Origin of the sequence: Streptomyces dengpaensis, from assembly GCF_002946835.1 — a bacterium.
Taxonomy (GTDB): Bacteria; Actinomycetota; Actinomycetes; order Streptomycetales; family Streptomycetaceae; genus Streptomyces; species Streptomyces dengpaensis.
The window spans coordinates 5,224,694-5,249,685 of sequence record NZ_CP026652.1 but is presented as its reverse complement, the minus strand read 5'-3'; the positions used below and the strand labels follow the sequence as shown (position 1 = coordinate 5,249,685).

The following is a 24,992-nucleotide window of genomic DNA, read 5'->3' as shown; positions in this document are numbered from 1 at the left end:
ACAACGGACAGGGGTTGCGGAAGGTGCCGCGTTCGCACAGCGAAAAGTAACGGGCCTCTCACTCACGGCAAAGGAATGGCGCCCTGCCGGCTGCCCGAGCAGAATCGGCCGATGGACCCCGTCACCCTGACCACCGACCGTCTCGTCCTGCGCCCTGTGAGCAGGCACGACACCGACGCCGTGTACGACGCCGTCCAGGACCCGGACATCCAGCGCTGGACGACGATCCCGTCACCGTACCTGCGCGAGCACGCGACGAGCTTCACGGACCAGATGGTGCCCGACGGCTGGGCGGACGGCTCCGCATTCGCCTTCGGCGTCTTTCTCCCCTCCGGGGAGCTGGTGGGCATGCTCGCCATCACCATGCGCTCCCTCGGCGTCGGCGAGGTCGGCTTCTGGGCGGCGAAGGAACACCGCGGCAACGGCTACATCACCGAAGCCACCGTCGCCGCCTCCCGCTGGGCCTTCACGGACCTGTCCATCGACCGCGTCGAATGGCGCGCCGAGGTCGGCAACACCGGCTCCCGCGCCGTCGCCGAAGGCGCCGGATTCACCCTGGAGGGCATCCTTCGCTCCGGCATCAACAACAGGGGCGTCCGCCGGGACTGCTGGGTCGGCTCCTTGCTCCCCTCAGACCTGGGCCTGCCCTCGACATCGCCATACCTGCCGGCACCGGCGATTTAGCCCGTCCGGCGTTTGAGGACGAGGCCGTCCAGGCCGATAGCGGGGGTCTGGGGGCGCAGCCCCCAGTCACGGGAATGGGTAGGGGTGGAGGGGGTGAAATCCGGTGGGCCGGCACCACCGCCGGGCGCCCCCGAGAACGGTCCGGCACCGCAGCCCGACCCCCAGCCCCCAGCCCCAACCCCGTTGTCAGTGGCACCGCCTACCGTGTGGGCATGACGAGTCTCCCGCGTCCCACCGCCGACCTCTCCACCGACGAAGCCCGCCGCATCGCCCTCCGGGCCCAGGGCTTCCTGGGCGCCCCGGACCGCAAGTCCGGCGTCCGCGGAGTCCTACGGCATCTGGGCGCGGTCCAACTCGACACCATCTCCGTCCTCGCCCGCTCCCACGAGCTCATCCCGTACGCCCGCCTCGGCGCGGTAGGCCGCAAAACGGTCGACGCGGCCTACTGGACGCCGGGCTCGGGCGGCGCACCCCACGCCTTCGAGTACTGGTCCCACGCGGCCTGCATCCTCCCGGTGGAAGAGTGGCCCCACTTCACCTTCCGCCGCCGCGCCTACCGCTCCCGCCCGCACTGGAACCACACCCTGCCGGACGGCACCTACGACCAGGTCATCAAACAGCTCCGCACCGAAGGCCCGCTCACGGCAACGGAGTTGGGCGGCGCGAAAAAGACCAGCGAGTGGTGGGACTGGTCGAGCACCAAGGTCGCCGTCGAACGCGCCCTCATGTACGGCGAGGTGGTGTGCACGGAGCGCCGCGGCTGGAAGCGGGTGTACGACCTCGCCGAGCGTGCCATCCCCGACGCGCTGCTCCACGACGAGCTCGACGACACGGAGTGCCTGCGCCGCCTCGTCCGCCTCGCGGGCCAGTCCCTCGGCGTCGGCACCCGCGCGGACATCGCCGACTACCACCGCCTCAAGGGCGAGCAGGTCGACGCGGTGATCGCGGACTCGGGCCTGGTCCCGGTGACGGTGGAGGGCTGGGGCAAGCCGGCCTGGGCGGACCCGGCGGCCCTGGAAACGGCCCCGCGCGGCCGCCATCGTACGACGCTGCTGTCGCCGTTCGACTCACTCGTCTGGGAACGGGCCCGCACGGAGCGCATCTTCGGCTTCACCCACCGCCTGGAGGCGTACACGCCCAAGCAGAAGCGGATCTACGGCTACTTCGCGATGCCGGTGCTGGCCGGCGGCCATCTCGTCGGCCGTGTGGACCCCGCCCGCGAGGGTCGCACCCTGGTCGCCAAGCAGGTCACCCTGGACGGCGCCAAGGCGGTCCCGGCCGTGGCCCAGGCCTTGGTCGAGGCCGCGAGCTGGGTGGACTGCACGGACGTACGGGTGGAGCGGGTGGACGCCCCGGAGCTGCGCGAGCCCCTCACCAGAGAGCTGTCCCGCGCCCTCGCCTGACCAAACGCCGCGCTGTACGGCCGACCGCTCAGCGAGGCGCGTCCCGCGGCTAGCGGATTTCGAGGATCTTCTCCCGCATCGCGTACACCACGGCCTCCATCCTGGAGTGCAGCTGCAGCTTCTCCAGGATGTTGCGCACATGGTTCTTCACCGTGTTCTCGGAGATGAACAACTCCTTGGCGATATCCCGGTTGTTCATCCCCGTGGCAACGAGCTTGAGAACCTCCAGCTCCCGATCGGTGAGCCGCGGCGCGGGCACCAGCCGGCGCTCGTCCGTCCGCTGGATCATCGATTTGAACTCGGTGAGGAGTTTCGACGCCATCGAGGGGCTGATCTGCGACTGCCCGTCGGCCACCGCGCGAATCGCCGTGGCCACCTCGTCCGTGGAGATCTCCTTGAGGAGATAACCCGTCGCGCCCGCCTTGATCGCGTCGTAGAGATCGGCCTCCTCGTCGCTGATCGTCAGCATGATGATCTTCGCGCTGGGGGCCACCTCCTTGATGGACGTGCACGCCTCGATACCGCCCCGCTTCGGCATGCGTACGTCCATCAGCACGATGTCGGGCAGCAGATCGGCCGCCTTGTCGACCGCCTCCGCCCCGTCCCCCGCCTCGCCGACGACCTGGATGTCCTCCTCGGCCGCGAGCACGATCTCCAGACCGCGGCGGAAGAGCGCATGGTCGTCGACGACGAGGACCCTGATGGGCTCCTTGCGTGAGGAGCCCGCGTCCGGGCCCATGCCGACGACGCCGTCGTCGGCATCCTCGTCACGCATCGGTCCGAAGCTGTCCGCCATCGTTCCTCCCCCTGAAGGCCGTGGCCTGTGTTCCTGTGCCATCGCCAACCCAAGGCAACGGCCCACCGGTTGGGGCCGGTCCGGCCATGATTTCATGCCCGGACGACAGTGCGGTGACAGAGCGGGCGCGAACGGGGCGCACACCGGTGCCCCTGGGGGCGCACACGCCCTCCAGGGGTACCGGTCCAGCTCTCACCGGGGAGGGTCAGCCGCCGAGCGCACCGCTCGGCGCATCCGCTGCGGTCTGGGTGACCATGGGGTCCGTGCTGAGGTGGATGACGCCGTAGTCGTACGCGTGCCGTCGGTAGACGACACTCGGTTCCTTGGTCTCGGAGTCGACGAACAGATAGAAGTCGTGCCCGACCAGCTCCATCTCGTAGAGCGCCTGGTCGAGCGTCATCGGGGCGGCCACGTGGGTCTTCTCGCGGACGACGAGGGGGCCTTCGCCCATGACCTCGAGGGTGCCGATCTTCTTGGTCGGCACGCTGTCGGGTTCCTCGTCGTGGACGACGCTGCCATTGCCGTTCAGCGTCGCGGCACCCGGTACGTGGTCGGCGACCTCGGCGGCTGAGATCCTGCCGTTGCCACGGCGGGTGTAACGCTTGTCGTGCTGCTTACGCAGCCGGGCTTCCAGTTTGTCCGCGGCCATGTCGAGTGCTGCATACGGATCGCTTGCCGCTGCCTCCGCCCGGATCACCGGACCGCGGGAGCGGAGCGTGATCTCCACTCGGTCGCAACGGTCGGCCTGTCGCGGGTTGGGCTCCTTGGACACCTCGACGTCGAGGCTGATCACCTTGCCATCGAGCTTCTGGATCTTCTCCAGCTTCAGCTTCTCGGCCACGTGCTTGCGGAACCGCTCGGGCACCTCGGTCTTGCGGCCCTTGACGACGATGTCCACGCAGAACTCCGTTCCCGGATAGCTCCGCTCCACTGGCGGAGCATCTCCCTTTTGCACCAGGCTCCGGTGAGTCCCGGAACCTCGGACTCGGTGACTTTCACCTCCTCCTCCCCCATGGGCAAGATCTCCACCCCACCGACGCGGGTGAATACGCAAAACCCGCAGCGCAGCATTCAGATTTTACGAGGCAGGACCATCGCCATTGCCTCACAACCGAACATATCTCGCCCGGACGGATGTCGTCACCCTCTACTGCCGCGTACCTCCGTTCTGGTGAATTGACCCTCTCATTACCTGCAACGATGCGAGTTGGTAGTCAGTTCCGGTTTATTTCGAAAGAGTCCGGCGATGCTGCGACCACGGCCGCACAGATCGTGTCGCGGCCCGCGTCCCGGCTCGCATCGTCGACTTCGCCCTTACCCGCCCAACCTTCGCCCTCACCTGCCATACGCCGGTCCGCTCCCGTCCCATCCGCCCCTTCCGCCCTTGCCCACGCCGCCCGTACGGCACGCGCCGCCTCCGTCAACGAAGCGCCCGTCGTCATCAGGTCGTCCACGAGCACGACCCGGCCGCCGCCCGCCAGTAGCCGGGCACCCCCGGCCGTCACCTCCAGGGCGCCCGCGAGATTGTCCAGCCGCTGCCGGGAGTTGAGCCCCGCCTGGTCGGCCACGGCGCGCCCCTGCCGCAGCACGCTCAGCACCCGGGCTTGCATCCCCGTACGCCGTAGCTCGCCCGCCGCCGCGAGCGCGATCCGCCGCGCCGGGTCATGTCCCCGCGCCCGCACCGCCCGGCGCGACGACGGCACGGGAACGAGCAGCACGGGCTCTCGTACGTCTCCGCCGACGGCCCCTGGCCGCACCCGGCCGCTCCCCGGCGACCTCGACTGTCCACCGCCGGCTCCCGGCCGACCGTCCTCTCCCCACAGCGGCCCCTTCCCGAGCCTCTGCCGCCCCTCTGCAGGCGTGAGCCGCCCTGTCGGGATAGGACACCGCATGTACCCCAGACCCGCCCGCACGGCCCCCGCCAGGGCTACGCCGAGCGGCGCCGCGAGCGCGAGCACCCCCCGTTCCTTGTGGGCGAGCAGCGCGGCCCGCACCTCGTCCTCGTACGCAGCCGCCGCGTGTACCACAGGCAGCCCTGAAGGCTCCGGCACCGGTCGCACCCGGCGCGATGCGGCCCCACTCAGGGCGGCACGGCACTCAGGGCAGAGCACCGTGCGAGATCTCCCACAGCCTCCGCACTCGGCCGGCAGCACCAGATCGGTGAGGTCCTGCCACCACCCCCGCATGCCCACCACTGTGCCCTCGCGCGGGCCGACCGGCCACCCCTGTGGATAACCCCCTGTGGATAACTCGGGCGCCCGCCCCGTGCCCGTAACCCCGCCGGCGGACCCGAGACGGACCGCCGTGTCAATTAGCTGGCCCACCTGGGCAAACCAACGAGCCCGGCCCGGGAAGAGCGAGCGGACCCGCCCGGGAAAACCGAGCATGCCGCCCACCGACCGGCACCCGAGCAGGGCGACCTGGACGTGCGGCCGGGACGGGTCAACGACGCCCGGGACTCGCCCCGGCCGCCGTACGGACTCCGAAAGCCCGGCCCGGCCCCCCCGCCCACACCTACCCGGGGTAACCAGGACGCCCCTACCCGGGATAAACCGGCGCGGTCCCGTCCTTGACCACCTGCTGCCACTGCTCCCCGGACGACAGGCGCACGATCCCGTCCTCCTCCGAGTGCGCCACCAGCGGCAGCCGCTCGTCCTCGGACGCGGCGATCTCCTTGACGCCCGTCAGCGCGGAGGGCGCGGTGCTCACCGGAGTGGAGCCGTCGACCTGGACGTACCGCATCTGCTGCACGCCACCCTGTTCGCGGCCGACCACCACGAGCCGGCTGTCCCCGGCCCACGACATGGCCGTGACCTCCTCCAGCTGGGGTGCGACGGAGCGCAGTTCGAGGATCGAGACATAGGGCCGCTCACCGGACTTCGCGTCGCGAGCGATGCGCCCGATCTGCAGCGAGCTCTTGCCGTCCTTCTCGACGATCAGGGCTATCCGCACACCGTCGGCGGCCACCCGCACCGCCTGGACGCGCCCGTCGAGGCTCGGGGCCTCGACCACCAGCGGATCGCCCGCGCCCTCCCGCAGGAGGAGCAGCCGAGGGTTCTCCGGGTCGCGGTCGGCCACCCACAGGTCGCCCTGCCCGTCCCAGCTGGGCGTCGTCAGCCGGTCGTCCGGTGTCTTGCCCTGGCTGTGCAGCACCGCTTCGCCGAGCGAACCGCCCGATACCAGCGACCCGACGTACAGCGAACTCCCGTCGGCCGACACTCCGGCCGCGCTGCTCTCGTCCCGCGACACCGCGGCCGCGCGCAGCTTCGTGTCGCCTTCGCCCAGCGCACCGGGCACCGCCTCGGGCTTCTTGTCGCCGTTGCCGCTGGGCATGCGCACGAGCCGCTGCTTGTCGTCGATGAAGTACTGGTACTCGGGACGCTCCCCCGTACCGTGCGAGGCGACGCCCTCCGCCTGGTCCTCGATGAGCACGCAGAGCTGCGAACCGTCCGACTTCTGCAGTTCCACCTCGTCCACCCCGGTGGGCGTCAGATCCTGGAACGTGTAGAGGAGTTGGGCCGCCATCTTGGTGCACTGTCCCCGTCCGACATGGTCGGCCTTCGGGTTCAGCGGCACGGTGACCCTGTTGCGGTCGTCGGGCGACAGCGCTGTGACGCCCTTCTTCAGGTCTGTGCCCGAGGGGAAGCTGGACGTCACCACGGGGTCCAGCCAGCGCGTAGGCCCCTTCAGGAGCGCGCGGACCATCTGCGTCATCGGATTCACTTGCTCGCGCACGTAAACCGGATCGGCGACGGTATCCAGCTGCGCTCCGGACCCGGAGGGCCCGTTCGAAGCGAAGTAGTACTTGTTGACGGACACGTAGTTGCGCTGGAAGTCGGACTTGCCCATCACGACACCCTGCGGCAGCCCGTCGATGCGCCACTGCTTGTCCTTCTGCAGCGTCAGGTGCACCGTCCTGTGGTACGCCCCGGAGTCCGGCGCGTACGCGTGCTGCCCGTCCACCGTGGCGACCTTGCTGCCGATCAGCGTGTACGAGTAGTCGTCGTCAGCGCCGTCCCTGGTCCCCGCGGGCTCGGACTCGGTGTTCGGGCCGTCCGCGAGGACGGTCGTGGAACGGTAGGGATCCCACGCCTTGCGGGCGCTCGGCGTCAGATACTTGCGTGCCGTCTCGTATTGCGGGTCGTCACTGGTCAGCGCCTCCAGGAAGCCCCGCACGATCTCCGCGGGCTGGGCGTCGGCACGCGGTGGCATCGCGAAGACCCGGACCTGCGAGTCCTGCCTCGGCGTGGACTCGACCCCGCGCAGGTCCCCGCTGTCCGGCATCGAGGCGCACCCCGCCAACACCAGCGCACCGACACCGACGCACGCCCCCACACGCACCGGACGCCCACGGCCGCCGCGCCCCTCGCGGTCAGCGCCCACGAAATGCCTCCCCTTGTCCGAGCTCCTCCGGCTCCCCGCCGTCCGGCTCGCGATTCTCCACGGTCAGCTCCTCACCCACGTCAGGCGCGTCGTCCGGCCGTCGCACGGCCCCGGTGGGGCGGGGCACCACCCGCGCGCCGTTGCCCGGCAGGGCGGTCGGATCGGCCGTGGGCGACACCCCGGCCAGTCGCGGCGCGATGGGCGCGTGCGGCGGCACATTCCCGCCGGCGTGCTGCTGCACCGGCACGGTGGCGAGCTTGCCGCTGCCGCCCTGCGGCAAACCGGCGTCATTAAGTCCACGATTACGCCGCGAGTCCTGCGGCTCCAGGGGTATCGGCGACCCCCGCAGCGGCTCGTCCGCGGTCCGCGGCAGCGTCAGCCGGAACTGCGAACCGCCGCCCGGCTCGCCCCACGCCTGCAGCCAGCCGCCGTGCAGCCGCGCGTCCTCCAGGGCGATGGACAGCCCGAGCCCCGTACCACCGGTGGTACGCGCGCGTGCCGGGTCGGCCCGCCAGAAGCGGCTGAACACCCGGGTCGCCTCGCCGGGCTTGAGCCCAACACCGTAGTCACGCACGGCGACCGCGACCGCCCCGCCCGCCGCGGCGAGCCTGACCACCACGTCCTTGCCCTCGCCGTGCTCCACCGCGTTGACGACGAGATTACGCAGCACCCGCTCCACCCGCCGGGCATCGGCCTCGGCGACCACCGGCTGCTGATCGCCGACGATGCGTATGTGCGAGCCCTTGCGCTCGGCGAGCGGCTCGGCCCCGCTGACGACCCGTCGTACGACCTCGCGCAGGTCTATCGCCTCGGCCTCGAGCGCCGCCGCGCCCGCGTCGAACCGGCTGATCTCCAGCAGGTCCGCGAGCAGCGACTCGAACCGGTCCAGCTGGTCGGCCAGCAGCTCCGCGGACCGCGCGGTCACCGGGTCGAAGTCCACGCGCGCCTCATGGATGACGTCGGCGGCCATCCGCACGGTCGTCAGCGGCGTGCGCAGCTCGTGCGACACGTCGGACACGAACCGTCGCTGCATCCGCGACAGGTCCTCCAGCTGCTGGATCTTCAGCTGGAGGTTCTGCGCCATCTTGTTGAAGGCCTCGCCGAGCCGCGCGATGTCGTCCTCGCCGGTGACCTTCATACGTTCCTGGAGGCGCCCGGCGGACAGTCGCTCGGCGATCCCCGCCGCCATCCGCACGGGCGTGACGACCTGGCGCACCACGAGCCAGGCGATGGCTCCCAGCAGCACGACGACGAACAGTCCGGCCGTGGCGAGCGTGCCCTTGACCAGGCTCAGCGACTTCTCCTCCTGCGTGAGCGGGAAGAGGTAGTAGAGCTGGTAGGGGTCACCGTTGGGGTCGTTGACCTGCTTGCCGATGACCAGCGCCGGCTGCGACTCCTTGTCGTCCTTGTAGACGACACGGGTGTAGCTCTGGGCCGCCAGGGTGCTGCTGTCGACGCGCGCGCGCAGGTCCTCCGGCACACTCACCGTCGGATCGACGTTGCCCGAGTAGCGCGGCCCCAGCCCGGCGCCGCCGCTGCCGGCCGCGCTGGAGGAGAGCGTCACCACGTCGAAGGCGCCCTGCCCGCCGCTGGAGAGGGACACCACGAGGTCGCTCATCCACTGGCTGACGTTCTTGGAGGAGCGGCCGTCCGCGCTCGAACCGCCGTCACCGTTCGCCGTCGCCGCCGTGTCCGCCTTCTGCTTGGCCACCGAGAACCCGCCGGTGGCCTGGCTCTGCGACGCCTTCACCTTGGCGTCCAGCAGTCCGTTGCGCACCTGCCCGATCACGACGAAGCCGAGCAGCAGCACCACACCCAGCGACATCAGCAGCGTCGTCACGACGATCTTGAGCTGGATGTTGCGCCGCCACAGCCGCATCACGGGCAGCAGCGGACGGCGCACCCAGCGCATGAACAGCCGAAGCACCGGGCTGCCCTGGACTCCGCCCTGCAGCAGCCCGCCCTCCAGGAACCGTCCCCAGCGGGAGCCCGTCACCTTCCGGCCGACAGGCCGCCCCGAACGGACCCCCGGCGCACCGGGCGTCGAAGCGGCACTGTCCCGGGACACGTCAGCTCGGTCCTGCCTTGTAACCGACACCACGCACGGTCACCACGATCTCCGGCCGCTCCGGGTCCTTCTCGACCTTGGAGCGCAGCCGCTGGACATGGACGTTGACCAGGCGGGTATCCGCCGCGTGGCGGTAGCCCCACACCTGCTCCAGCAGGACCTCACGTGTGAACACCTGCCACGGCTTGCGGGCCAGCGCCACCAGAAGGTCGAACTCGAGCGGCGTCAGTGCGATCGACTGCCCGTCCCGCTTCACAGAGTGACCGGCCACGTCGATGACGAGGTCGCCGATGGTCAGCTGCTCGGGCGCCGGCTCCTCCGAACGGCGCAGCCGCGCCCTGATCCGCGCCACCAGCTCCTTTGGCTTGAACGGCTTCACGATGTAGTCGTCGGCGCCCGACTCGAGGCCCACCACGACATCGACGGTGTCGCTCTTCGCCGTGAGCATCACGATCGGCACCCCGGACTCCGCCCTGATCAGGCGGCACACCTCGATGCCGTCCCGGCCGGGCAGCATCAGGTCCAGGAGCACCAGATCGGGCTTGGTCTCACGGAAAGCGGCCAGCGCCTTGTCGCCGTCGGCTACGAAAGACGGCTCAAAACCTTCGCCACGCAACACAATGCCGAGCATCTCGGCCAGTGCGGTGTCGTCATCGACGACAAGGACTCGTCCCTTCATAAACGACATCATCCCATTAACTAAATCGTTACCTGGCGTGACCTGTCACACAGCTCGGCGAGTGCCTCGGCTGTCACGGGCGACACAACGCCCTCCTCGGTGACGATCGCCGTCACCAACTCGGGCGGCGTCACGTCGAATGCCGGGTTGTACGCCTGGGTCCCCAGGGGGGCCACCGGTATCCCGCCTCCCGCTTCCGCTCCCGCCACCGGCACCTGGGGTGCTGTGATCTCGGTCACTTCATGACCTGCGCGCTGCTCCACCTCGATGGACGCTCCGTCCGGGGTGCCCGGGTCCACCGTCGTCACCGGCGCCACCACAATGAACGGCACGTGGTGATACCGGGCCAGCACCGCGAGCGGATAGCTCCCCACCTTGTTCGCCACCGAACCGTCGGCCGCGATCCGATCGGCACCGATCAGCACCGCGTCCACCTCCCCTGCCGCGAACAGCGAGCCCGCCGCGTTGTCGGTGAGCAAGGTGTACGCCATCCCTTTGCGCGCCGCTTCGTACGCCGTCAGGCGAGCACCTTGCAGCAACGGCCGCGTTTCGTCCACCCACAGCCGCCGCAGCCGCCCCGCCCGATGCGCCGCGAGAGCGACGGCGAACGCCGTGCCCTCCCCGCCCGACACCAACGCCCCGGAGTTGCAGTGCGTCAGGACCTGGTGGCTGCCGCCCGGCAGCAACTCGTCGAGCAGCGCCAGCCCGTGGTGGGCCATCCGCGCGCTGGCCTCGGCGTCCTCCCGGTGCAGCGCCCGCGCCGCGGCGAGCGCCGCCCCGGCGGCCTGCTTCTGATCACCTCCACGGGAGAGCGCGGCCTGGTACGCCGTCTGTGCCCTGCGCACGCCGACGGAAAGGTTCACCGCGGTGGGCCGGGCACCGGCCAGCGCCTGGGCGGCTTCGTCCACGTCGAAGCCGCGTACGGCGGCGAGCGCGACGCCGTACGCCCCGGCGATGCCGAGCAGCGGCGCCCCGCGCACGGCGAGCATACGGATCGCCTCCACCAGCGCGGGAGCGTCGGTGCACACCAGCTCGACCTCCGCGGCCGGCAGCCGCGTCTGGTCGAGCAGGACCAGTACGGGGCCTTCCGGTGGCTCGTCCCAGCGGATCGCCGGTATCTCCATCGGCCCGCCGTCGTCGCGGGATTGCGCATAGTGATCAGCCATCCGCCCAGTCTGCCCCGTACCAGGCGGACAATTGAAGACGTGCAGCTACGGCGGCCGGTCCCTTGCCGGGCCCACCGTGGCACGATGGCTGCCAACCTGCCGCCGCGACCGCGGACGGGCACCGTGAAGGAGCGACGATGAACGACACTCCGGGCTGGGCCTCGCCCGGATCTGCCCCCTCCGACGGGCAGGAGCCGGACTCCTCCGGCGCCGCGCAGCCCACGGAACAGCCCTCGGACCGAGGCCGCACGGACCAGCCGGAGCAGCCCTCGGACCGAGGCGGCACCGACCAGCCGGAACGGACCTCGAACGAAGGCGGGACGGACCAGCCGGAGCCGCCCTCCAAGTGGTCCAAGAAACAGCCCCCGCCGGGCCAGTGGTCCGCTCCCACTCCGCAGGGCCCCGGCCAGGCCGCGCCACCACCTCCGCCCGGCCCGGGCTGGGGCGGCCGGCATCCCGGCGGCCCGGGCGGCCACGGAGGCCAGGGCGGCGGATACGGCGGCTGGGGAGGCCCCGGTCGCGGATACGGCGGCCCCGGGCGTCCCGGCGGCTGGGGTGGCAACTGGGGTGGCCCACCGCCCGCCGCGAAGCCTGGCGTGATCCCGCTGCGCCCGCTTGGTGTGGGCGAGATCCTCGACGGTGCGGTCTCCACGATGCGCACCTACTGGCGCACCGTCCTCGGCATCTCGCTGACCGTCGCGGTCGTCACGCAGGTCGCGGTCATCCTGCTCCAGGGCTTCGTGCTGGACGACAGTGCGAGCACGGATGTCCTCAACGACCCGAGCGCCACCGTCGGTGAGCTGACCCGTGCCCTGGGCGACACGATGCTGAACTCCGGTGTCGTCCTGCTCATCACCCTGCTCGGCACCATCATCGCGACGGCCCTGCTCACGACCGTGACCAGCCGCGCGGTGCTCGGCAAGTCGGTGACGACGGCGGAGGCCTGGCGGGATGCCCGCCCTCAACTGCCGAGGCTGTTCGGCCTGACCTTCCTGCTGCCGCTCATCGCCATCGGGATCGTCGCCGTCGGGACACTGCCGGGCGTACTCGTCGGGCTGGCCGGCGCGGGGGACGCGGGCGTTGCGCTCGCCGTCCTCGGCGGATTCGGCATGGGCATCGTCGCCCTCTGGCTGATGATCCGCTTCTCGCTCGCCTCTCCCGCCCTGATGCTGGAGAAGCAGGGCATCCTGAAGTCGATGAGCCGCTCCGCGAAGCTCGTGCGCGGCTCCTGGTGGCGGGTCTTCGGCATTCAGCTGCTCGCCACGATCATCGCCAACGTCGTGGCGTCGATCGTCGTGATCCCGTTCGCCTTCCTCGCCGCTGCGCTGAGCGGCGACGGCGTCGCCGGCTTCCTCAACAACGGCACCGGCGACCTCGGTTGGACGTTCCTCATCGTCAGCGGCGTCGGCTCGGTGATCGGATCCATGCTCACCTTCCCGATCACCGCGGGCGTCACCGTGCTCCTGTACATCGACCAGCGCATCCGCCGCGAGGCCCTCGACCTCGACCTGGCCCGCGCCGCCGGTGTCCAGGAGTACGGCTCCGACGCCCCCGGCACCACTCCGGGGAGTTGATCGGGTGAGCCCGGCGGGGGGAGTTCTCACAGCGATCCTGGCACTGCCGCATACCGGCGCCAGCGCCGTCCTCGCGCTGCCGCGCGGCGACGAACCACCGGTGACGACACCGCGCGACCCCGCGCGGGAGGCGGCCAGGCGCGAGCTGTCCAAACGGATGTACCACGAGAACGACCCCGGCCTGGTCCAGCGCGCCCTGAACGCCTTCTGGGAATGGGTCGACAAGCTGTTCGGCGCCGCCTCCGCCGCAACGCCCGGCGGCACGCTCGGACTTGTCGTCATTGTGCTGGCCGTGGTGGCGGTCGTGGCCGCCCTGTGGTGGCGCCTGGGCAGCCCGCACCGCACTCCCCCGCCATCAGCCGCACTCTTCGACGACCGTCCCAAAAGCGCCGCCGAACACCGAGCGGCCGCCGAGGCACACGCCGCCCAGGGCCACTGGAACCAGGCCGTCCAGGAACGCATGCGCGCCGTCGTCCGCTCCCTGGAAGAGCGCGCGCTGCTCGATCCGCGCCCCGGCCGCACGGCGGACGAGGCAGCCGCGGAAGCGAGCAGCACGCTGCCCTCCCACACGGACCGACTGCGCGCTGCGGCACGGGTCTTCGACGACGTCACGTACGGCGGACGGTCCGCCGACACGCGCGCGTACCACCGCCTTACCGAGCTCGACCGCGACCTGGAGCGCACCAAACCCGTCCGCGCGAGCAGCGCCCAGAGCACGGCCCACAACACCCGCCAGGGGGCCGCCTCATGACCGAGGCCACTCTGACGACCACCTCCGCCTCGCCCACCGCCCGCCAGGTGTGGACGCGTGCCCGAGGAATCGTCCTCGCTCTCGTGATCCTGCTGGTGGCCGCCATCGTCATCGCCACGGTCCGCTCCGGCGCCCAGCACGGCCGCCTCGACCCGCGCTCCGCCGACCCCTACGGCAGCCGCGCCGTCGCCGAACTCCTCGCCGACCAGGGCGTCTCCACGCGCGTGGTCACCACCCTGGACGAGGCCCGCGCCGCTGCCGGCGCCGACACGACTCTCCTGATCGCCTCCCCCGACCAGCTGACCAAACGTCAGCAGTCGCTCCTTCACACGGCGACAGAGAACTCCGGCGGCCGTACGATCCTGATCTCCCCCACAGCTCCCTCCCTCGGCACGCTTGCTCCCGGAGTCACCGCTGACCCCGCGGTCAGCTTCGACTCGACGCTCTCCGCCGACTGCGCCCTGCCCGCCGCCCGGCGAGCGGGCAACGCCAACACGGGCGGCGTCCGCTACACCACCACCGATGTCGAGGCCGACGCCTGCTACCCCAGCGACGGACTGCCCACGCTCCTGCGCATCCCGGCGACCTCCGGGAGCGGCGACACCGTCGTACTCGGCGCCCCCGACATCCTCTACAACGACCGACTCGACGAGCAGGGCAACGCCTCGCTCGCCCTTCAACTGCTCGGTTCCCGCTCCCACTTGGTCTGGTACCTCCCCTCGCTCTCCGATACCTCGGCCACCGACGCGGGCGACCAGAGCTTCTTCGACCTGCTCCCCTCGGGCTGGCTCTGGGGCACGCTGCAGCTCTTCATCGCGGCAGCCCTGGCCGCCCTGTGGCGGGCACGCCGACTGGGCCCCCTCGTACCCGAACGACTCCCCGTGGCGGTCCGCGCCTCCGAAACCGTCGAAGGCCGTGCCCGCCTCTACCGCAAAGCCAACGCCCGCGACCGCGCGTCCGCCGCTCTTCGCTCCACCACTCGCACCCGCCTCGCCCCCCTCATCGGAGTACCCCCTGCCCAGGCGCACGCGCCCGAGGCCCTGCTTCCCGCCTTGTCCGCCCACCTCCAAGGCGACGGCCAAGCCCTGCACTCCCTCCTCTTCGGGCCGCCGCCCCGCGACGACGCGGCCCTCATCTCTCTCGCCGACCAACTCGACGCCCTCGAAAGAGAGGTACGCCGTCCATGATGGACCCGACCACTGACAACGCCGGGCACGCCGGGGATCCGGGCACCGCCCGCGCCTCCCTGGAAGCCCTGCGCGCCGAGATCGCCAAAGCCGTGGTCGGCCAGGACCCCGCCGTGACCGGCCTAGTCGTCGCCCTCCTGTGCCGCGGACACGTTCTCCTCGAAGGAGTCCCCGGAGTCGCCAAAACGCTCCTCGTCCGCGCCCTCGCCTCCGCGCTGGAACTCGACACCAAACGCGTCCAGTTCACCCCCGACCTCATGCCCAGCGACGTCACCGGCTCCCTCGTCTACGACGCCCGCACCGCCGAGTTCTCCTTCCAGCCCGGCCCGGTCTTCACGAACCTCCTGCTGGCCGACGAGATCAACCGCACCCCGCCCAAGACCCAGGCGTCCCTCCTCGAAGCGATGGAGGAGCGCCAGGTCACGGTCGACGGCATCCCACGCCCGCTCCCCGAGCCGTTCCTCGTCGCCGCGACGCAGAACCCGGTCGAGTACGAGGGCACGTACCCCCTCCCCGAAGCCCAACTCGACCGCTTCCTCCTCAAACTGACGATCCCTCTGCCATCCCGCCAGGACGAGATCAACGTCCTCACCCGCCACGCCGAGGGCTTCAACCCGCGCGACCTGCGCGCCGCCGGCGTACGCCCCGTAGCGGGCCCCGCCGACCTCGAAGCCGCACGCGCCGCCGTCGCCAAGACAGCCGTCTCCCCTGAAATCACCGGCTACGTAGTGGACGTCTGCCGCGCCACGCGTGAATCGCCGTCCCTCACCCTCGGCGTCTCCCCCCGCGGCGCGACCGCTCTCCTCGCCACGGCCCGCGCCTGGGCCTGGCTGACCGGCCGCGACTACGTCATCCCCGACGACGTGAAGGCCCTGGCCCTTCCCACACTCCGCCACCGCATCCAACTCCGCCCTGAGGCCGAGATGGAGGGCGTGACAGCCGACTCCGTCATCACCGCGATCCTCGCCCACGTCCCCGTCCCCCGCTGATGGCACTCACCGGACGCGCCGCCCTCCTCGCGGCCCTCGGCACACTCCCCGTCGGCATCTGGGAGCCGAGCTGGACAGGCATCCTCGCCGTGAACGGCCCCCTGGTCCTGGCCTGCGCCTGCGACGCCGCCCTGGCGGCTCCCGTACGACGCCTCGGCCTCACCCGCTCCGGCGACAACTCGGTACGCCTCGGCGAAACCGCCGACGTCACCCTCACCGTCACCAACCCGTCCAGCCGTCCCCTGCGCGCCCAATTCCGCGACGCCTGGCCGCCGAGCAGCTGGGAACCCGGCACCGAAGTAGCCGCCTCCCGCCACCGTCTGACGGTCCCCGTCGGCGAACGCCGACGCCTGACGACCCGCCTGCGCCCCACCCGCCGCGGCGACCGCCAAGCGGACCGGGTCACCATCCGCTCGTACGGCCCCCTCGGGCTCTTCGCCCGTCAGGGCAGCCACAAAGTCCCCTGGACCGTACGAGTCCTGCCCCCCTTCACCAGCCGCAAGCACCTCCCCTCCAAACTGGCCCGCCTCCGCGAACTCGACGGCCGCACCAGCGTGCTCACCCGCGGCGAGGGTACGGAATTCGACAGCCTTCGCGAATACGTCCCCGGCGACGACACCCGCTCCATCGACTGGCGCGCCACAGCCCGCCAGACGACGGTCGCCGTACGCACCTGGCGTCCCGAACGCGACCGCCACATCCTTCTCGTCCTCGACACGGGCCGAACCTCGGCAGGCCGCGTGGGCAACGCGCCACGCCTCGACGCCTCCATGGACGCGGCCCTGCTCCTCGGGGCCCTGGCCTCCCGCGCCGGCGACCGAGTGGACCTGCTCGCGTACGACCGCCGCGTACGCGCCCTCGTCCAGGGCCGCGCAGCAGGCGACGTCCTCCCGTCCCTGGTCAACGCCATGGCGACGCTGGAACCGGAACTCGTCGAAACCGACGCCCGCGGCCTCACCGCCACAGCCATGCGTACGGCCCCTCGCCGCTCCCTGATCGTGCTCCTGACCAGCCTCGGCGCTGCCCCCATCGAGGAGGGCCTACTCCCCGTACTCTCCCGCCTGACTCAGCGCCATACGGTCCTCATCGCATCGGTGGCCGATCCACACGTCGCCCGCATGGCGAGCGCCCGGGGGAACACAGAAGCGGTGTACGAAGCAGCGGCCGCAGCCCAGGCCCAGACGGAACGCCGCCGCACGGCCGAACAACTCCAGCGCCACGGTGTCACGGTCGTCGACGCGACTCCAGACGAGCTGGCGCCAGCTCTTGCGGATGCGTATCTGGCGCTCAAGGCCGCAGGGCGGCTGTAAGCAGCGCACAAAAGGCCCTCGCTGGGGCCTGCGTTCGATATCAATTGATCCCGAACGCAGAAAACCCCCGTACCGTTTCCCGGTACGGGGGTTTTCTCTACGATTAGTTCGGCGGCGTCCTACTCTCCCACAGGGTCCCCCCTGCAGTACCATCGGCGCTGTAAGGCTTAGCTTCCGGGTTCGGAATGTAACCGGGCGTTTCCCTCACGCTATGACCACCGAAACACTATGAAACTGTGAATACCGCACCGTCGCCGTGGCCCGACAACGGGGTTGTTCGTGGTTTCAGAACCAACACAGTGGACGCGAGCAACTGAGGACAAGCCCTCGGCCTATTAGTACCAGTCACCTCCACACCTTACGGCGCTTCCAGATCTGGCCTATCAACCCAGTCGTCTACTGGGAGCCTTAACCCCTCAAGGGGGTGGGAGTCCTCATCTCGAAGCAGGCTTCCCGCTTAGATGCTTTCAGCGGTTATCCCTCCCGAACGTAGCCAACCAGCCATGCCCTTGGCAGGACAACTGGCACACCAGAGGTTCGTCCGTCCCGGTCCTCTCGTACTAGGGACAGCCCTTCTCAAGACTCCTACGCGCACAGCGGATAGGGACCGAACTGTCTCACGACGTTCTAAACCCAGCTCGCGTACCGCTTTAATGGGCGAACAGCCCAACCCTTGGGACCGACTCCAGCCCCAGGATGCGACGAGCCGACATCGAGGTGCCAAACCATCCCGTCGATATGGACTCTTGGGGAAGATCAGCCTGTTATCCCCGGGGTACCTTTTATCCGTTGAGCGACGGCGCTTCCACAAGCCACCGCCGGATCACTAGTCCCGACTTTCGTCCCTGCTCGACCCGTCGGTCTCACAGTCAAGCTCCCTTGTGCACTTACACTCAACACCTGATTGCCAACCAGGCTGAGGGAACCTTTGGGCGCCTCCGTTACCCTTTGGGAGGCAACCGCCCCAGTTAAACTACCCATCAGACACTGTCCCTGATCCGGATCACGGACCCAGGTTAGACATCCAGCACGACCAGACTGGTATTTCAACGACGACTCCACAAACACTGGCGTGCCTGCTTCACAGTCTCCCAGCTATCCTACACAAGCCGAACCGAACACCAATATCAAACTGTAGTAAAGGTCCCGGGGTCTTTCCGTCCTGCTGCGCGAAACGAGCATCTTTACTCGTAGTGCAATTTCACCGGGCCTATGGTTGAGACAGTCGAGAAGTCGTTACGCCATTCGTGCAGGTCGGAACTTACCCGACAAGGAATTTCGCTACCTTAGGATGGTTATAGTTACCACCGCCGTTTACTGGCGCTTAAGTTCTCAGCTTCGCCAAGACGAATCCTGACTAACCGGTCCCCTTAACGTTCCAGCACCGGGCAGGCGTCAGTCCGTATACATCGCCTTACGGCTTCGCACGGACCTGTGTTTTTAGTAAACAGTCGCTTCTCGCTGGTCTCTGCGGCCACCCCCAGCTCGAGGAGCAAGTCCCCTCACCAGTGATGGCCCCCCTTCTCCCGAAGTTACGGGGGCATTTTGCCGAGTTCCTTAACCATAGTTCACCCGAACGCCTCGGTATTCTCTACCTGACCACCTGAGTCGGTTTAGGGTACGGGCCGCCATGAAACTCGCTAGAGGCTTTTCTCGACAGCATAGGATCATCCACTTCACCACAATCGGCTCGGCATCAGGTCTCAGACAATTGCCAGGCGGATTTACCTACCTGACGTCCTACACCCTTACCCCGGGACAACCACCGCCCGGGATGGACTACCTTCCTGCGTCACCCCATCACTCACCTACTACCAGCTCGGGTCACCGGCTCCACCACTTTCCTTTCCCCGAAGGGTCCGGAACGGCTTCACGGGCTTAGCATCACTGGATTCGATGTTTGACGCTTCACAGCGGGTACCGGAATATCAACCGGTTATCCATCGACTACGCCTGTCGGCCTCGCCTTAGGTCCCGACTTACCCTGGGCAGATCAGCTTGACCCAGGAACCCTTAGTCAATCGGCGCACACGTTTCTCACGTGTGTATCGCTACTCATGCCTGCATTCTCACTCGTGAACCGTCCACCACTGCCTTCCGGCGCGGCTTCACCCGGCACACGACGCTCCCCTACCCATCACAGCCTCCGTTGGGAGTATTGCTGCAATGACACGACTTCGGCGGTACGCTTGAGCCCCGCTACATTGTCGGCGCGGAATCACTAGACCAGTGAGCTATTACGCACTCTTTCAAGGGTGGCTGCTTCTAAGCCAACCTCCTGGTTGTCTCTGCGACTCCACATCCTTTCCCACTTAGCGTACGCTTAGGGGCCTTAGTCGATGCTCTGGGCTGTTTCCCTCTCGACCATGGAGCTTATCCCCCACAGTCTCACTGCCGCGCTCTCACTTACCGGCATTCGGAGTTTGGTTAAGGTCAGTAACCCGGTAGGGCCCATCGCCTATCCAGTGCTCTACCTCCGGCAAGAAACACACGACGCTGCACCTAAATGCATTTCGGGGAGAACCAGCTATCACGGAGTTTGATTGGCCTTTCACCCCTAACCACAGGTCATCCCCCAGGTTTTCAACCCTGGTGGGTTCGGTCCTCCACGACCTCTTACAGCCGCTTCAACCTGCCCATGGCTAGATCACTCCGCTTCGGGTCTTGAGCGCGCTACTAAACCGCCCTATTCGGACTCGCTTTCGCTACGGCTTCCCCACACGGGTTAACCTCGCAACACACCGCAAACTCGCAGGCTCATTCTTCAAAAGGCACGCAGTCACGAGACACATCCGAAGATGTGTCCGACGCTCCCACGGCTTGTAGGCACACGGTTTCAGGTACTATTTCACTCCGCTCCCGCGGTACTTTTCACCATTCCCTCACGGTACTATCCGCTATCGGTCACCAGGGAATATTTAGGCTTAGCGGGTGGTCCCGCCAGATTCACACGGGATTTCTCGGGCCCCGTGCTACTTGGGTGTCTCTCAAACGAGCCGCTGACGTTTCGACTACGGGGGTCTTACCCTCTACGCCGGACCTTTCGCATGTCCTTCGCCTACATCAACGGTTTCTGACTCGTCCTGTCGCCGGCAGACAACAGAAGAGAGATCCCACAACCCCCCAAGCGCAACCCCTGCCGGGTCTCACACACTTGAGGTTTGGCCTCATCCAGTTTCGCTCGCCACTACTCCCGGAATCACGGTTGTTTTCTCTTCCTGCGGGTACTGAGATGTTTCACTTCCCCGCGTTCCCTCCACACTGCCTATGTGTTCAGCAGCGGGTGACAGCCCATGACGACTGCCGGGTTTCCCCATTCGGAAACCCCCGGATCAAAGCCTGGTTGACGACTCCCCGGGGACTATCGTGGCCTCCCACGTCCTTCATCGGTTCCTGGTGCCAAGGCATCCACCGTGCGCCCTTAAAAACTTGGCCACAGATGCTCGCGTCCACTGTGCAGTTCTCAAACAACGACCAACCACCCATCACCCCGAACCAGTAGTCCGAGTGCACTGGGGCCGGCACTGAAGGCAGCCACATTCGGCCGTACCCTCAGACACCCAACAGCGTGCCCGACACGATCAGCTGACCAGATCAGCGTTCCACGCCCCGAGGGGCAGTACTAGCGCCTGATCCATCCTGGATCGTGCCGAATAATCAACGTTCCACCCATGAGCAACCAGCATCGGACGTTCGCCGATGTACTGGCCTCTGACCAAGTCCCCGAAGGTCGTTGGTGAGAAGTGCTCCTTAGAAAGGAGGTGATCCAGCCGCACCTTCCGGTACGGCTACCTTGTTACGACTTCGTCCCAATCGCCAGTCCCACCTTCGACAGCTCCCTCCCACAAGGGGTTGGGCCACCGGCTTCGGGTGTTACCGACTTTCGTGACGTGACGGGCGGTGTGTACAAGGCCCGGGAACGTATTCACCGCAGCAATGCTGATCTGCGATTACTAGCAACTCCGACTTCATGGGGTCGAGTTGCAGACCCCAATCCGAACTGAGACAGGCTTTTTGAGATTCGCTCCGCCTCGCGGCTTCGCAGCTCATTGTACCTGCCATTGTAGCACGTGTGCAGCCCAAGACATAAGGGGCATGATGACTTGACGTCGTCCCCACCTTCCTCCGAGTTGACCCCGGCAGTCTCCTGTGAGTCCCCATCACCCCGAAGGGCATGCTGGCAACACAGAACAAGGGTTGCGCTCGTTGCGGGACTTAACCCAACATCTCACGACACGAGCTGACGACAGCCATGCACCACCTGTACACCGACCACAAGGGGGCACCCATCTCTGGATGTTTCCGGTGTATGTCAAGCCTTGGTAAGGTTCTTCGCGTTGCGTCGAATTAAGCCACATGCTCCGCTGCTTGTGCGGGCCCCCGTCAATTCCTTTGAGTTTTAGCCTTGCGGCCGTACTCCCCAGGCGGGGCACTTAATGCGTTAGCTGCGGCACCGACGACGTGGAATGTCGCCAACACCTAGTGCCCACCGTTTACGGCGTGGACTACCAGGGTATCTAATCCTGTTCGCTCCCCACGCTTTCGCTCCTCAGCGTCAGTAATGGCCCAGAGATCCGCCTTCGCCACCGGTGTTCCTCCTGATATCTGCGCATTTCACCGCTACACCAGGAATTCCGATCTCCCCTACCACACTCTAGCCTGCCCGTATCGACTGCAGACCCGGGGTTAAGCCCCGGGCTTTCACAACCGACGCGACAAGCCGCCTACGAGCTCTTTACGCCCAATAATTCCGGACAACGCTTGCGCCCTACGTATTACCGCGGCTGCTGGCACGTAGTTAGCCGGCGCTTCTTCTGCAGGTACCGTCACTTTCGCTTCTTCCCTGCTGAAAGAGGTTTACAACCCGAAGGCCGTCATCCCTCACGCGGCGTCGCTGCATCAGGCTTTCGCCCATTGTGCAATATTCCCCACTGCTGCCTCCCGTAGGAGTCTGGGCCGTGTCTCAGTCCCAGTGTGGCCGGTCGCCCTCTCAGGCCGGCTACCCGTCGTCGCCTTGGTGAGCCACTACCTCACCAACAAGCTGATAGGCCGCGGGCTCATCCTTCACCGCCGGAGCTTTCCACCCAGGAGCATGCGCTCCCGGGTCGTATCCGGTATTAGACCCCGTTTCCAGGGCTTGTCCCAGAGTGAAGGGCAGATTGCCCACGTGTTACTCACCCGTTCGCCACTAATCCACCCCGAAGGGCTTCATCGTTCGACTTGCATGTGTTAAGCACGCCGCCAGCGTTCGTCCTGAGCCAGGATCAAACTCTCCGTGAATGTTTTCCCGTAATCGGGACGACACCACGAGAGCGGAACGATCAGCCGGAATAAGACCGATCGTTCACAGCGTCCTCGCTGTGCGCCTGCCCCGAAGGGCAGGACTTTTTCAAAGGAACCTCGCCCCAGCCGATCGGCCGGAGACGGGGTATCAACATATCTGGCGTTGATTTTTGGCACGCTGTTGAGTTCTCAAGGAACGGACGCTTCCTTTGTACTCACCCGAGAGACTCTCTCAGGCTTTCCTCCGGGCGCTTCCCTTCGGTCCTGCGTTTCCGACTCTACCAGATCTTCCCGATCCGATTTCCTCGGCGCTTTCCAGGTTTCCGCTTTCGCGTTTCCCTTTCCGGCGATCCCAACTTTATCAGAAGTTTTGGGCCGGACTGACCGGTGGCCATTTCTGATTCATCGGGAGTGGCCTCTCGGAAATCGACGTTTCCAGAGGCAAGCAGAGACTAGCTGCTGCCACTGGACATGTCCAGTTCTCTCGGCAACCGTTCAAATCTACCTCCCCGCAGGTTCCGTGTCAACGGCTCCTGCTGGGCGAAGAGGACAGTAGCAGGTCAACAGGGGTGCCCGCACATCAGGCGGCCGTTGGAAGGACAGCGCTGCGCTCGGCCTCGTCGACGTCGCCAGTGTCGCCAGCTCTCGCCGCACGACCGCCCAGGACATAGACGTACGCGAGAAAGACCAGTTCAGCAGCGATTCCGATGGCGATACGGGCCCAGGTGGGGAGGCCGGACGGCGTGACGAAGCCTTCGATGGCGCCCGAGATGAAGAGGATCAGTGCCAGGCCTATCGCCATGCCCAGGGCGGCTCGACCCTCTTCGGCGAGCGCCGTACGGCGGGAACGCGGCCCCGGGTCGATCACCGTCCAGCCCAGTCGCAGACCTGTGCCCGCGGCGACGAAGACGGCGGTCAGTTCGAGAAGGCCATGTGGGAGGACAAGTCCCAGGAAGGTGTCGAGGCGGCCGGCCGAGGACATCAGGCCGATGCCGACGCCCAGGTTGAGCATGTTCTGGAAGAGGATCCAGAGGACCGGGATGCCCAGGAAGACACCCAGGACCAGGCACATCGCGGCGGCCTGGGCGTTGTTCGTCCACACCTGGGCCGCGAAGGAGGCGGCGGGGTGGCTCGAGTAGTACGTCTCGTACTGGCCACCGGGGCGGGTGAGGTCGCGCAGTTCGCTGGGGGCCCCGATCGAGGACTGGACCTCGGGGTGCGTGCCTATCCACCACCCCAGGAGGGCCGCGATCGCAGTGGAGAGGAGCGCCGTCGGCACCCACCAGTGGCGCGAGCGGTAGACCGCTGCCGGGAATCCGCGGGTCAAAAAGCGGGTGGCATCGCGCCAGGAGGCACGACGAGTGCCCGTCACCGCGCTACGCGCGCGTGCCACGAGTTGGCTGAGGCGGCCGGTGAGCTGAGGGTCCGGTGCGCTTGACTGGATCAGGGAGAGGTGGGTGGCGGTGCGCTGGTACAGGGCGACGAGTTCGTCGGCCTCGGCTCCGGTGAGGCGGCGCTGGCGGCGCAGCAGGGTGTCGAGCCTGTCCCACTCGGCGCGGTGGGCGGACACGAAGACGTCGAGGTCCATCGGGTTGGCTGCTCCTCGGCTGCTCGTCGCGGGTGTCAGCTTGTAGTACTGCGGCGCGATGTGCCCTCAGCTTGGCAGACTGGCCGCTCTCGGGGCAGGTCAGGGGAAGGAAGGCGAGCGTGAGTGAGCTAGTGACGGGCGAGGCGGTGGCGCTGGAGCTGCGCCCCGCGAAGCTGCCGAGCCGAGCGCTGGCTGTGCTGCTCGACCTGGTCGTGGCCATGGCCGTCTACATCATCGTGACCATCGGTCTGGTGGCTGCGACGGCTGCCCTGGACGAGGCGGCGCAGATCGCGGTGTCGATCACGAGTTTCGTTCTCGTGCTGGTGGGCGGGCCGATCGCGGTGGAGACGCTCAGCCACGGCCGCTCGCTCGGGAAGCTGGCATTCGGGTTGCGGGTGGTACGGGACGACGGTGGGCCGATCCGGTTCCGGCATGCGCTGGTGCGTGGTGCCGTCGGTGTGGTCGAGATTCTGATGACGTTCGGGATCGTCGCGTGCATCGCCTCCCTGGTATCGGCGCGGGGGCGGCGGCTCGGTGACGTGTTCGCGGGGACTCTCGTCGTTCGGGAAAGGATTCCGACCGGGCGCATGCCGTTCGTGCCCCCGCCGCCGCCCTGGCTGGCGGGACGGTTCACGGGGCTTGATCTGTCCGCGGTGCCGGACGGGTTGTGGCTGGCCATCCGCCAGTACCTGACACGGATGCAGCAGTTGGATCCGCAGGTCGGCAGGGCGATGGCGGAACGGCTGGCCATGGATCTCGCCGCCCGTACGGGGACCCCGGCGCCGCAGGGTGTTCCGGCGACCGCCTATCTCGCTGCCGTGGTACAGGAGCGGCAGGCGCGGGAGGCTCGGCGTGCGTTCGCACCGCCGCCCGGCGCACCTTCCTACCCCTATCCGAACCCGGCAGCTCCCGCGGCTGCGTCAGCGGTTCCGGGAGCAGCGTCGCCGCGGGCGCCGCAACCCGCCGTGCCGCAGGAGGCACCGCAAGCCTCATCCCAAGCTGCACCGCAGGCCGTGCCGCCGGCCGACCGAGTCGATCGCCCCGCGACGGGCTTCGTACCGCCCGCGTAACGAGCCATCGAGGCGCAGCCGGCACCGAACATCGTGGCGGAAGCTGCCGTCGTCAGGGGGA

16 protein-coding genes and 3 rRNA genes are annotated in these 24,992 nt (G+C 67.9%); 8 read left to right on the top strand and 11 right to left on the bottom strand.

Features of this window, described 5'->3' with window-relative positions; all coding sequences use genetic code 11:
- Nucleotides 1-111: 111 nt before the first annotated feature.
- Both C4B68_RS24270 and C4B68_RS24265 read left to right on the top strand, forming a co-directional pair.
- On the top strand, nucleotides 112-684 hold the full coding sequence (locus C4B68_RS24270) for a GNAT family N-acetyltransferase (RefSeq protein WP_099504472.1): 573 nt from the start codon (nucleotides 112-114) through the stop codon (nucleotides 682-684).
- Nucleotides 685-896: 212 nt separating this feature from the next.
- Nucleotides 897-2,087, top strand: a complete 1,191-nt coding sequence (locus C4B68_RS24265) for a winged helix-turn-helix domain-containing protein (RefSeq protein ID WP_099504262.1) — start codon at nucleotides 897-899, stop codon at nucleotides 2,085-2,087.
- Nucleotides 2,088-2,136: 49 nt separating this feature from the next.
- On the opposite strand, the gene C4B68_RS24260 is transcribed toward C4B68_RS24265, so the two are convergent.
- The 7 genes from C4B68_RS24260 to mtnA all read right to left on the bottom strand — a co-directional run bounded on the left by C4B68_RS24260 (nucleotide 2,137) and on the right by mtnA (nucleotide 11,179).
- On the bottom strand, nucleotides 2,137-2,883 hold the full coding sequence (locus C4B68_RS24260) for a response regulator (RefSeq protein WP_099504260.1): 747 nt from the start codon (nucleotides 2,881-2,883) through the stop codon (nucleotides 2,137-2,139).
- 205 nt (nucleotides 2,884-3,088) lie between these two features.
- A complete protein-coding gene (hpf, locus tag C4B68_RS24255; RefSeq protein WP_373682249.1) occupies nucleotides 3,089-3,781 on the bottom strand; it encodes a ribosome hibernation-promoting factor, HPF/YfiA family in 693 nt (230 codons plus the stop codon).
- A gap of 316 nt (nucleotides 3,782-4,097) precedes the next feature.
- Nucleotides 4,098-5,069, bottom strand: a complete 972-nt coding sequence (locus C4B68_RS24245; protein ID WP_099504470.1) for a ComF family protein — start codon at nucleotides 5,067-5,069, stop codon at nucleotides 4,098-4,100.
- 352 nt (nucleotides 5,070-5,421) lie between these two features.
- Nucleotides 5,422-7,266: an LpqB family beta-propeller domain-containing protein gene (locus C4B68_RS24240; RefSeq protein WP_099504254.1), complete on the bottom strand. Its 1,845-nt coding sequence runs from the start codon at nucleotides 7,264-7,266 to the stop codon at nucleotides 5,422-5,424.
- Nucleotides 7,256-9,334, bottom strand: coding sequence for an MtrAB system histidine kinase MtrB (gene mtrB / locus C4B68_RS24235; RefSeq protein WP_099504252.1), 2,079 nt, complete (start codon nucleotides 9,332-9,334; stop codon nucleotides 7,256-7,258). Before mtrB ends, C4B68_RS24240 begins: the two co-directional genes overlap by 11 nt.
- A gap of 1 nt (nucleotide 9,335) precedes the next feature.
- The gene (gene mtrA, locus C4B68_RS24230; RefSeq protein WP_191870552.1) at nucleotides 9,336-10,025 is read right to left on the bottom strand and encodes a two-component system response regulator MtrA; all 690 of its coding nucleotides are present in this window, start codon (nucleotides 10,023-10,025) and stop codon (nucleotides 9,336-9,338) included.
- 8 nt (nucleotides 10,026-10,033) lie between these two features.
- Nucleotides 10,034-11,179: an S-methyl-5-thioribose-1-phosphate isomerase gene (gene mtnA / locus C4B68_RS24225; protein WP_099504250.1), complete on the bottom strand. Its 1,146-nt coding sequence runs from the start codon at nucleotides 11,177-11,179 to the stop codon at nucleotides 10,034-10,036.
- A gap of 137 nt (nucleotides 11,180-11,316) precedes the next feature.
- Here mtnA and C4B68_RS24220 point away from each other — a divergent pair, with 137 nt between their 5' ends.
- Genes C4B68_RS24220 through C4B68_RS24200 form a run of 5 tightly spaced genes read left to right on the top strand, consistent with a single transcriptional unit; the run spans nucleotide 11,317 to nucleotide 16,990 of the window.
- The gene (locus C4B68_RS24220; protein ID WP_099504248.1) at nucleotides 11,317-12,753 is read left to right on the top strand and encodes a DUF7847 domain-containing protein; all 1,437 of its coding nucleotides are present in this window, start codon (nucleotides 11,317-11,319) and stop codon (nucleotides 12,751-12,753) included.
- 4 nt (nucleotides 12,754-12,757) lie between these two features.
- Entirely contained in the window at nucleotides 12,758-13,504 is a 747-nt protein-coding gene (locus C4B68_RS24215; RefSeq protein ID WP_099504246.1) for a DUF4129 domain-containing protein, read from the top strand.
- Nucleotides 13,501-14,691 (top strand): DUF4350 domain-containing protein, encoded by a 1,191-nt coding sequence (locus C4B68_RS24210; protein WP_099504244.1) that lies wholly within the window; start codon nucleotides 13,501-13,503, stop codon nucleotides 14,689-14,691. Before C4B68_RS24215 ends, C4B68_RS24210 begins: the two co-directional genes overlap by 4 nt.
- Nucleotides 14,691-15,680, top strand: coding sequence for an AAA family ATPase (locus tag C4B68_RS24205; protein WP_099504468.1), 990 nt, complete (start codon nucleotides 14,691-14,693; stop codon nucleotides 15,678-15,680). The genes C4B68_RS24210 and C4B68_RS24205 overlap by 1 nt, the downstream gene beginning before the upstream one ends.
- Nucleotides 15,680-16,990: a DUF58 domain-containing protein gene (locus tag C4B68_RS24200; RefSeq protein ID WP_099504242.1), complete on the top strand. Its 1,311-nt coding sequence runs from the start codon at nucleotides 15,680-15,682 to the stop codon at nucleotides 16,988-16,990. The genes C4B68_RS24205 and C4B68_RS24200 overlap by 1 nt, the downstream gene beginning before the upstream one ends.
- Nucleotides 16,991-17,096: 106 nt before the next feature.
- Here the strand turns inward: C4B68_RS24200 and rrf are convergent.
- The 4 genes from rrf to C4B68_RS24175 all read right to left on the bottom strand — a co-directional run bounded on the left by rrf (nucleotide 17,097) and on the right by C4B68_RS24175 (nucleotide 23,861).
- Nucleotides 17,097-17,213: ribosomal RNA gene (gene rrf, locus C4B68_RS24195) — 5S ribosomal RNA — on the bottom strand.
- A 92-nt stretch (nucleotides 17,214-17,305) separates the two neighbouring features.
- A 23S ribosomal RNA gene (locus C4B68_RS24190) occupies nucleotides 17,306-20,425 on the bottom strand.
- Nucleotides 20,426-20,744: 319 nt separating this feature from the next.
- Nucleotides 20,745-22,270: ribosomal RNA gene (locus tag C4B68_RS24185) — 16S ribosomal RNA — on the bottom strand.
- Together the 16S, 23S and 5S rRNA genes form the textbook arrangement of a ribosomal RNA operon.
- A gap of 583 nt (nucleotides 22,271-22,853) precedes the next feature.
- Entirely contained in the window at nucleotides 22,854-23,861 is a 1,008-nt protein-coding gene (locus C4B68_RS24175) for a stage II sporulation protein M (protein ID WP_099501654.1), read from the bottom strand.
- Nucleotides 23,862-23,980: 119 nt separating this feature from the next.
- Between C4B68_RS24175 and C4B68_RS24170 the strand changes: the two genes are divergently transcribed.
- Nucleotides 23,981-24,931, top strand: a complete 951-nt coding sequence (locus C4B68_RS24170) for an RDD family protein (protein ID WP_099501655.1) — start codon at nucleotides 23,981-23,983, stop codon at nucleotides 24,929-24,931.
- The last annotated feature ends 61 nt before the right edge of the window (nucleotides 24,932-24,992 follow it).

Excerpts from the sequence above, each read along its gene's own strand:
- C4B68_RS24220 (WP_099504248.1), top strand. The coding sequence starts at position 11,317 with ATGAACGACACTCCGGGCTGGGCCTCGCCCGGATCTGCCCCCTCCGAC.
- C4B68_RS24200 (WP_099504242.1), top strand. The coding sequence starts at position 15,680 with ATGGCACTCACCGGACGCGCCGCCCTCCTCGCGGCCCTCGGCACACTC.
- C4B68_RS24245 (WP_099504470.1), bottom strand. The coding sequence starts at position 5,069 with ATGCGGGGGTGGTGGCAGGACCTCACCGATCTGGTGCTGCCGGCCGAG.
- C4B68_RS24270 (WP_099504472.1), top strand. The coding sequence starts at position 112 with ATGGACCCCGTCACCCTGACCACCGACCGTCTCGTCCTGCGCCCTGTG.
- C4B68_RS24210 (WP_099504244.1), top strand. The coding sequence starts at position 13,501 with ATGACCGAGGCCACTCTGACGACCACCTCCGCCTCGCCCACCGCCCGC.
- C4B68_RS24205 (WP_099504468.1), top strand. The coding sequence starts at position 14,691 with ATGGACCCGACCACTGACAACGCCGGGCACGCCGGGGATCCGGGCACC.
- C4B68_RS24175 (WP_099501654.1), bottom strand. The coding sequence starts at position 23,861 with ATGGACCTCGACGTCTTCGTGTCCGCCCACCGCGCCGAGTGGGACAGG.
- mtnA (WP_099504250.1), bottom strand. The coding sequence starts at position 11,179 with ATGGCTGATCACTATGCGCAATCCCGCGACGACGGCGGGCCGATGGAG.
- mtrA (WP_191870552.1), bottom strand. The coding sequence starts at position 10,025 with ATGATGTCGTTTATGAAGGGACGAGTCCTTGTCGTCGATGACGACACC.
- C4B68_RS24265 (WP_099504262.1), top strand. The coding sequence starts at position 897 with ATGACGAGTCTCCCGCGTCCCACCGCCGACCTCTCCACCGACGAAGCC.
- C4B68_RS24260 (WP_099504260.1), bottom strand. The coding sequence starts at position 2,883 with ATGGCGGACAGCTTCGGACCGATGCGTGACGAGGATGCCGACGACGGC.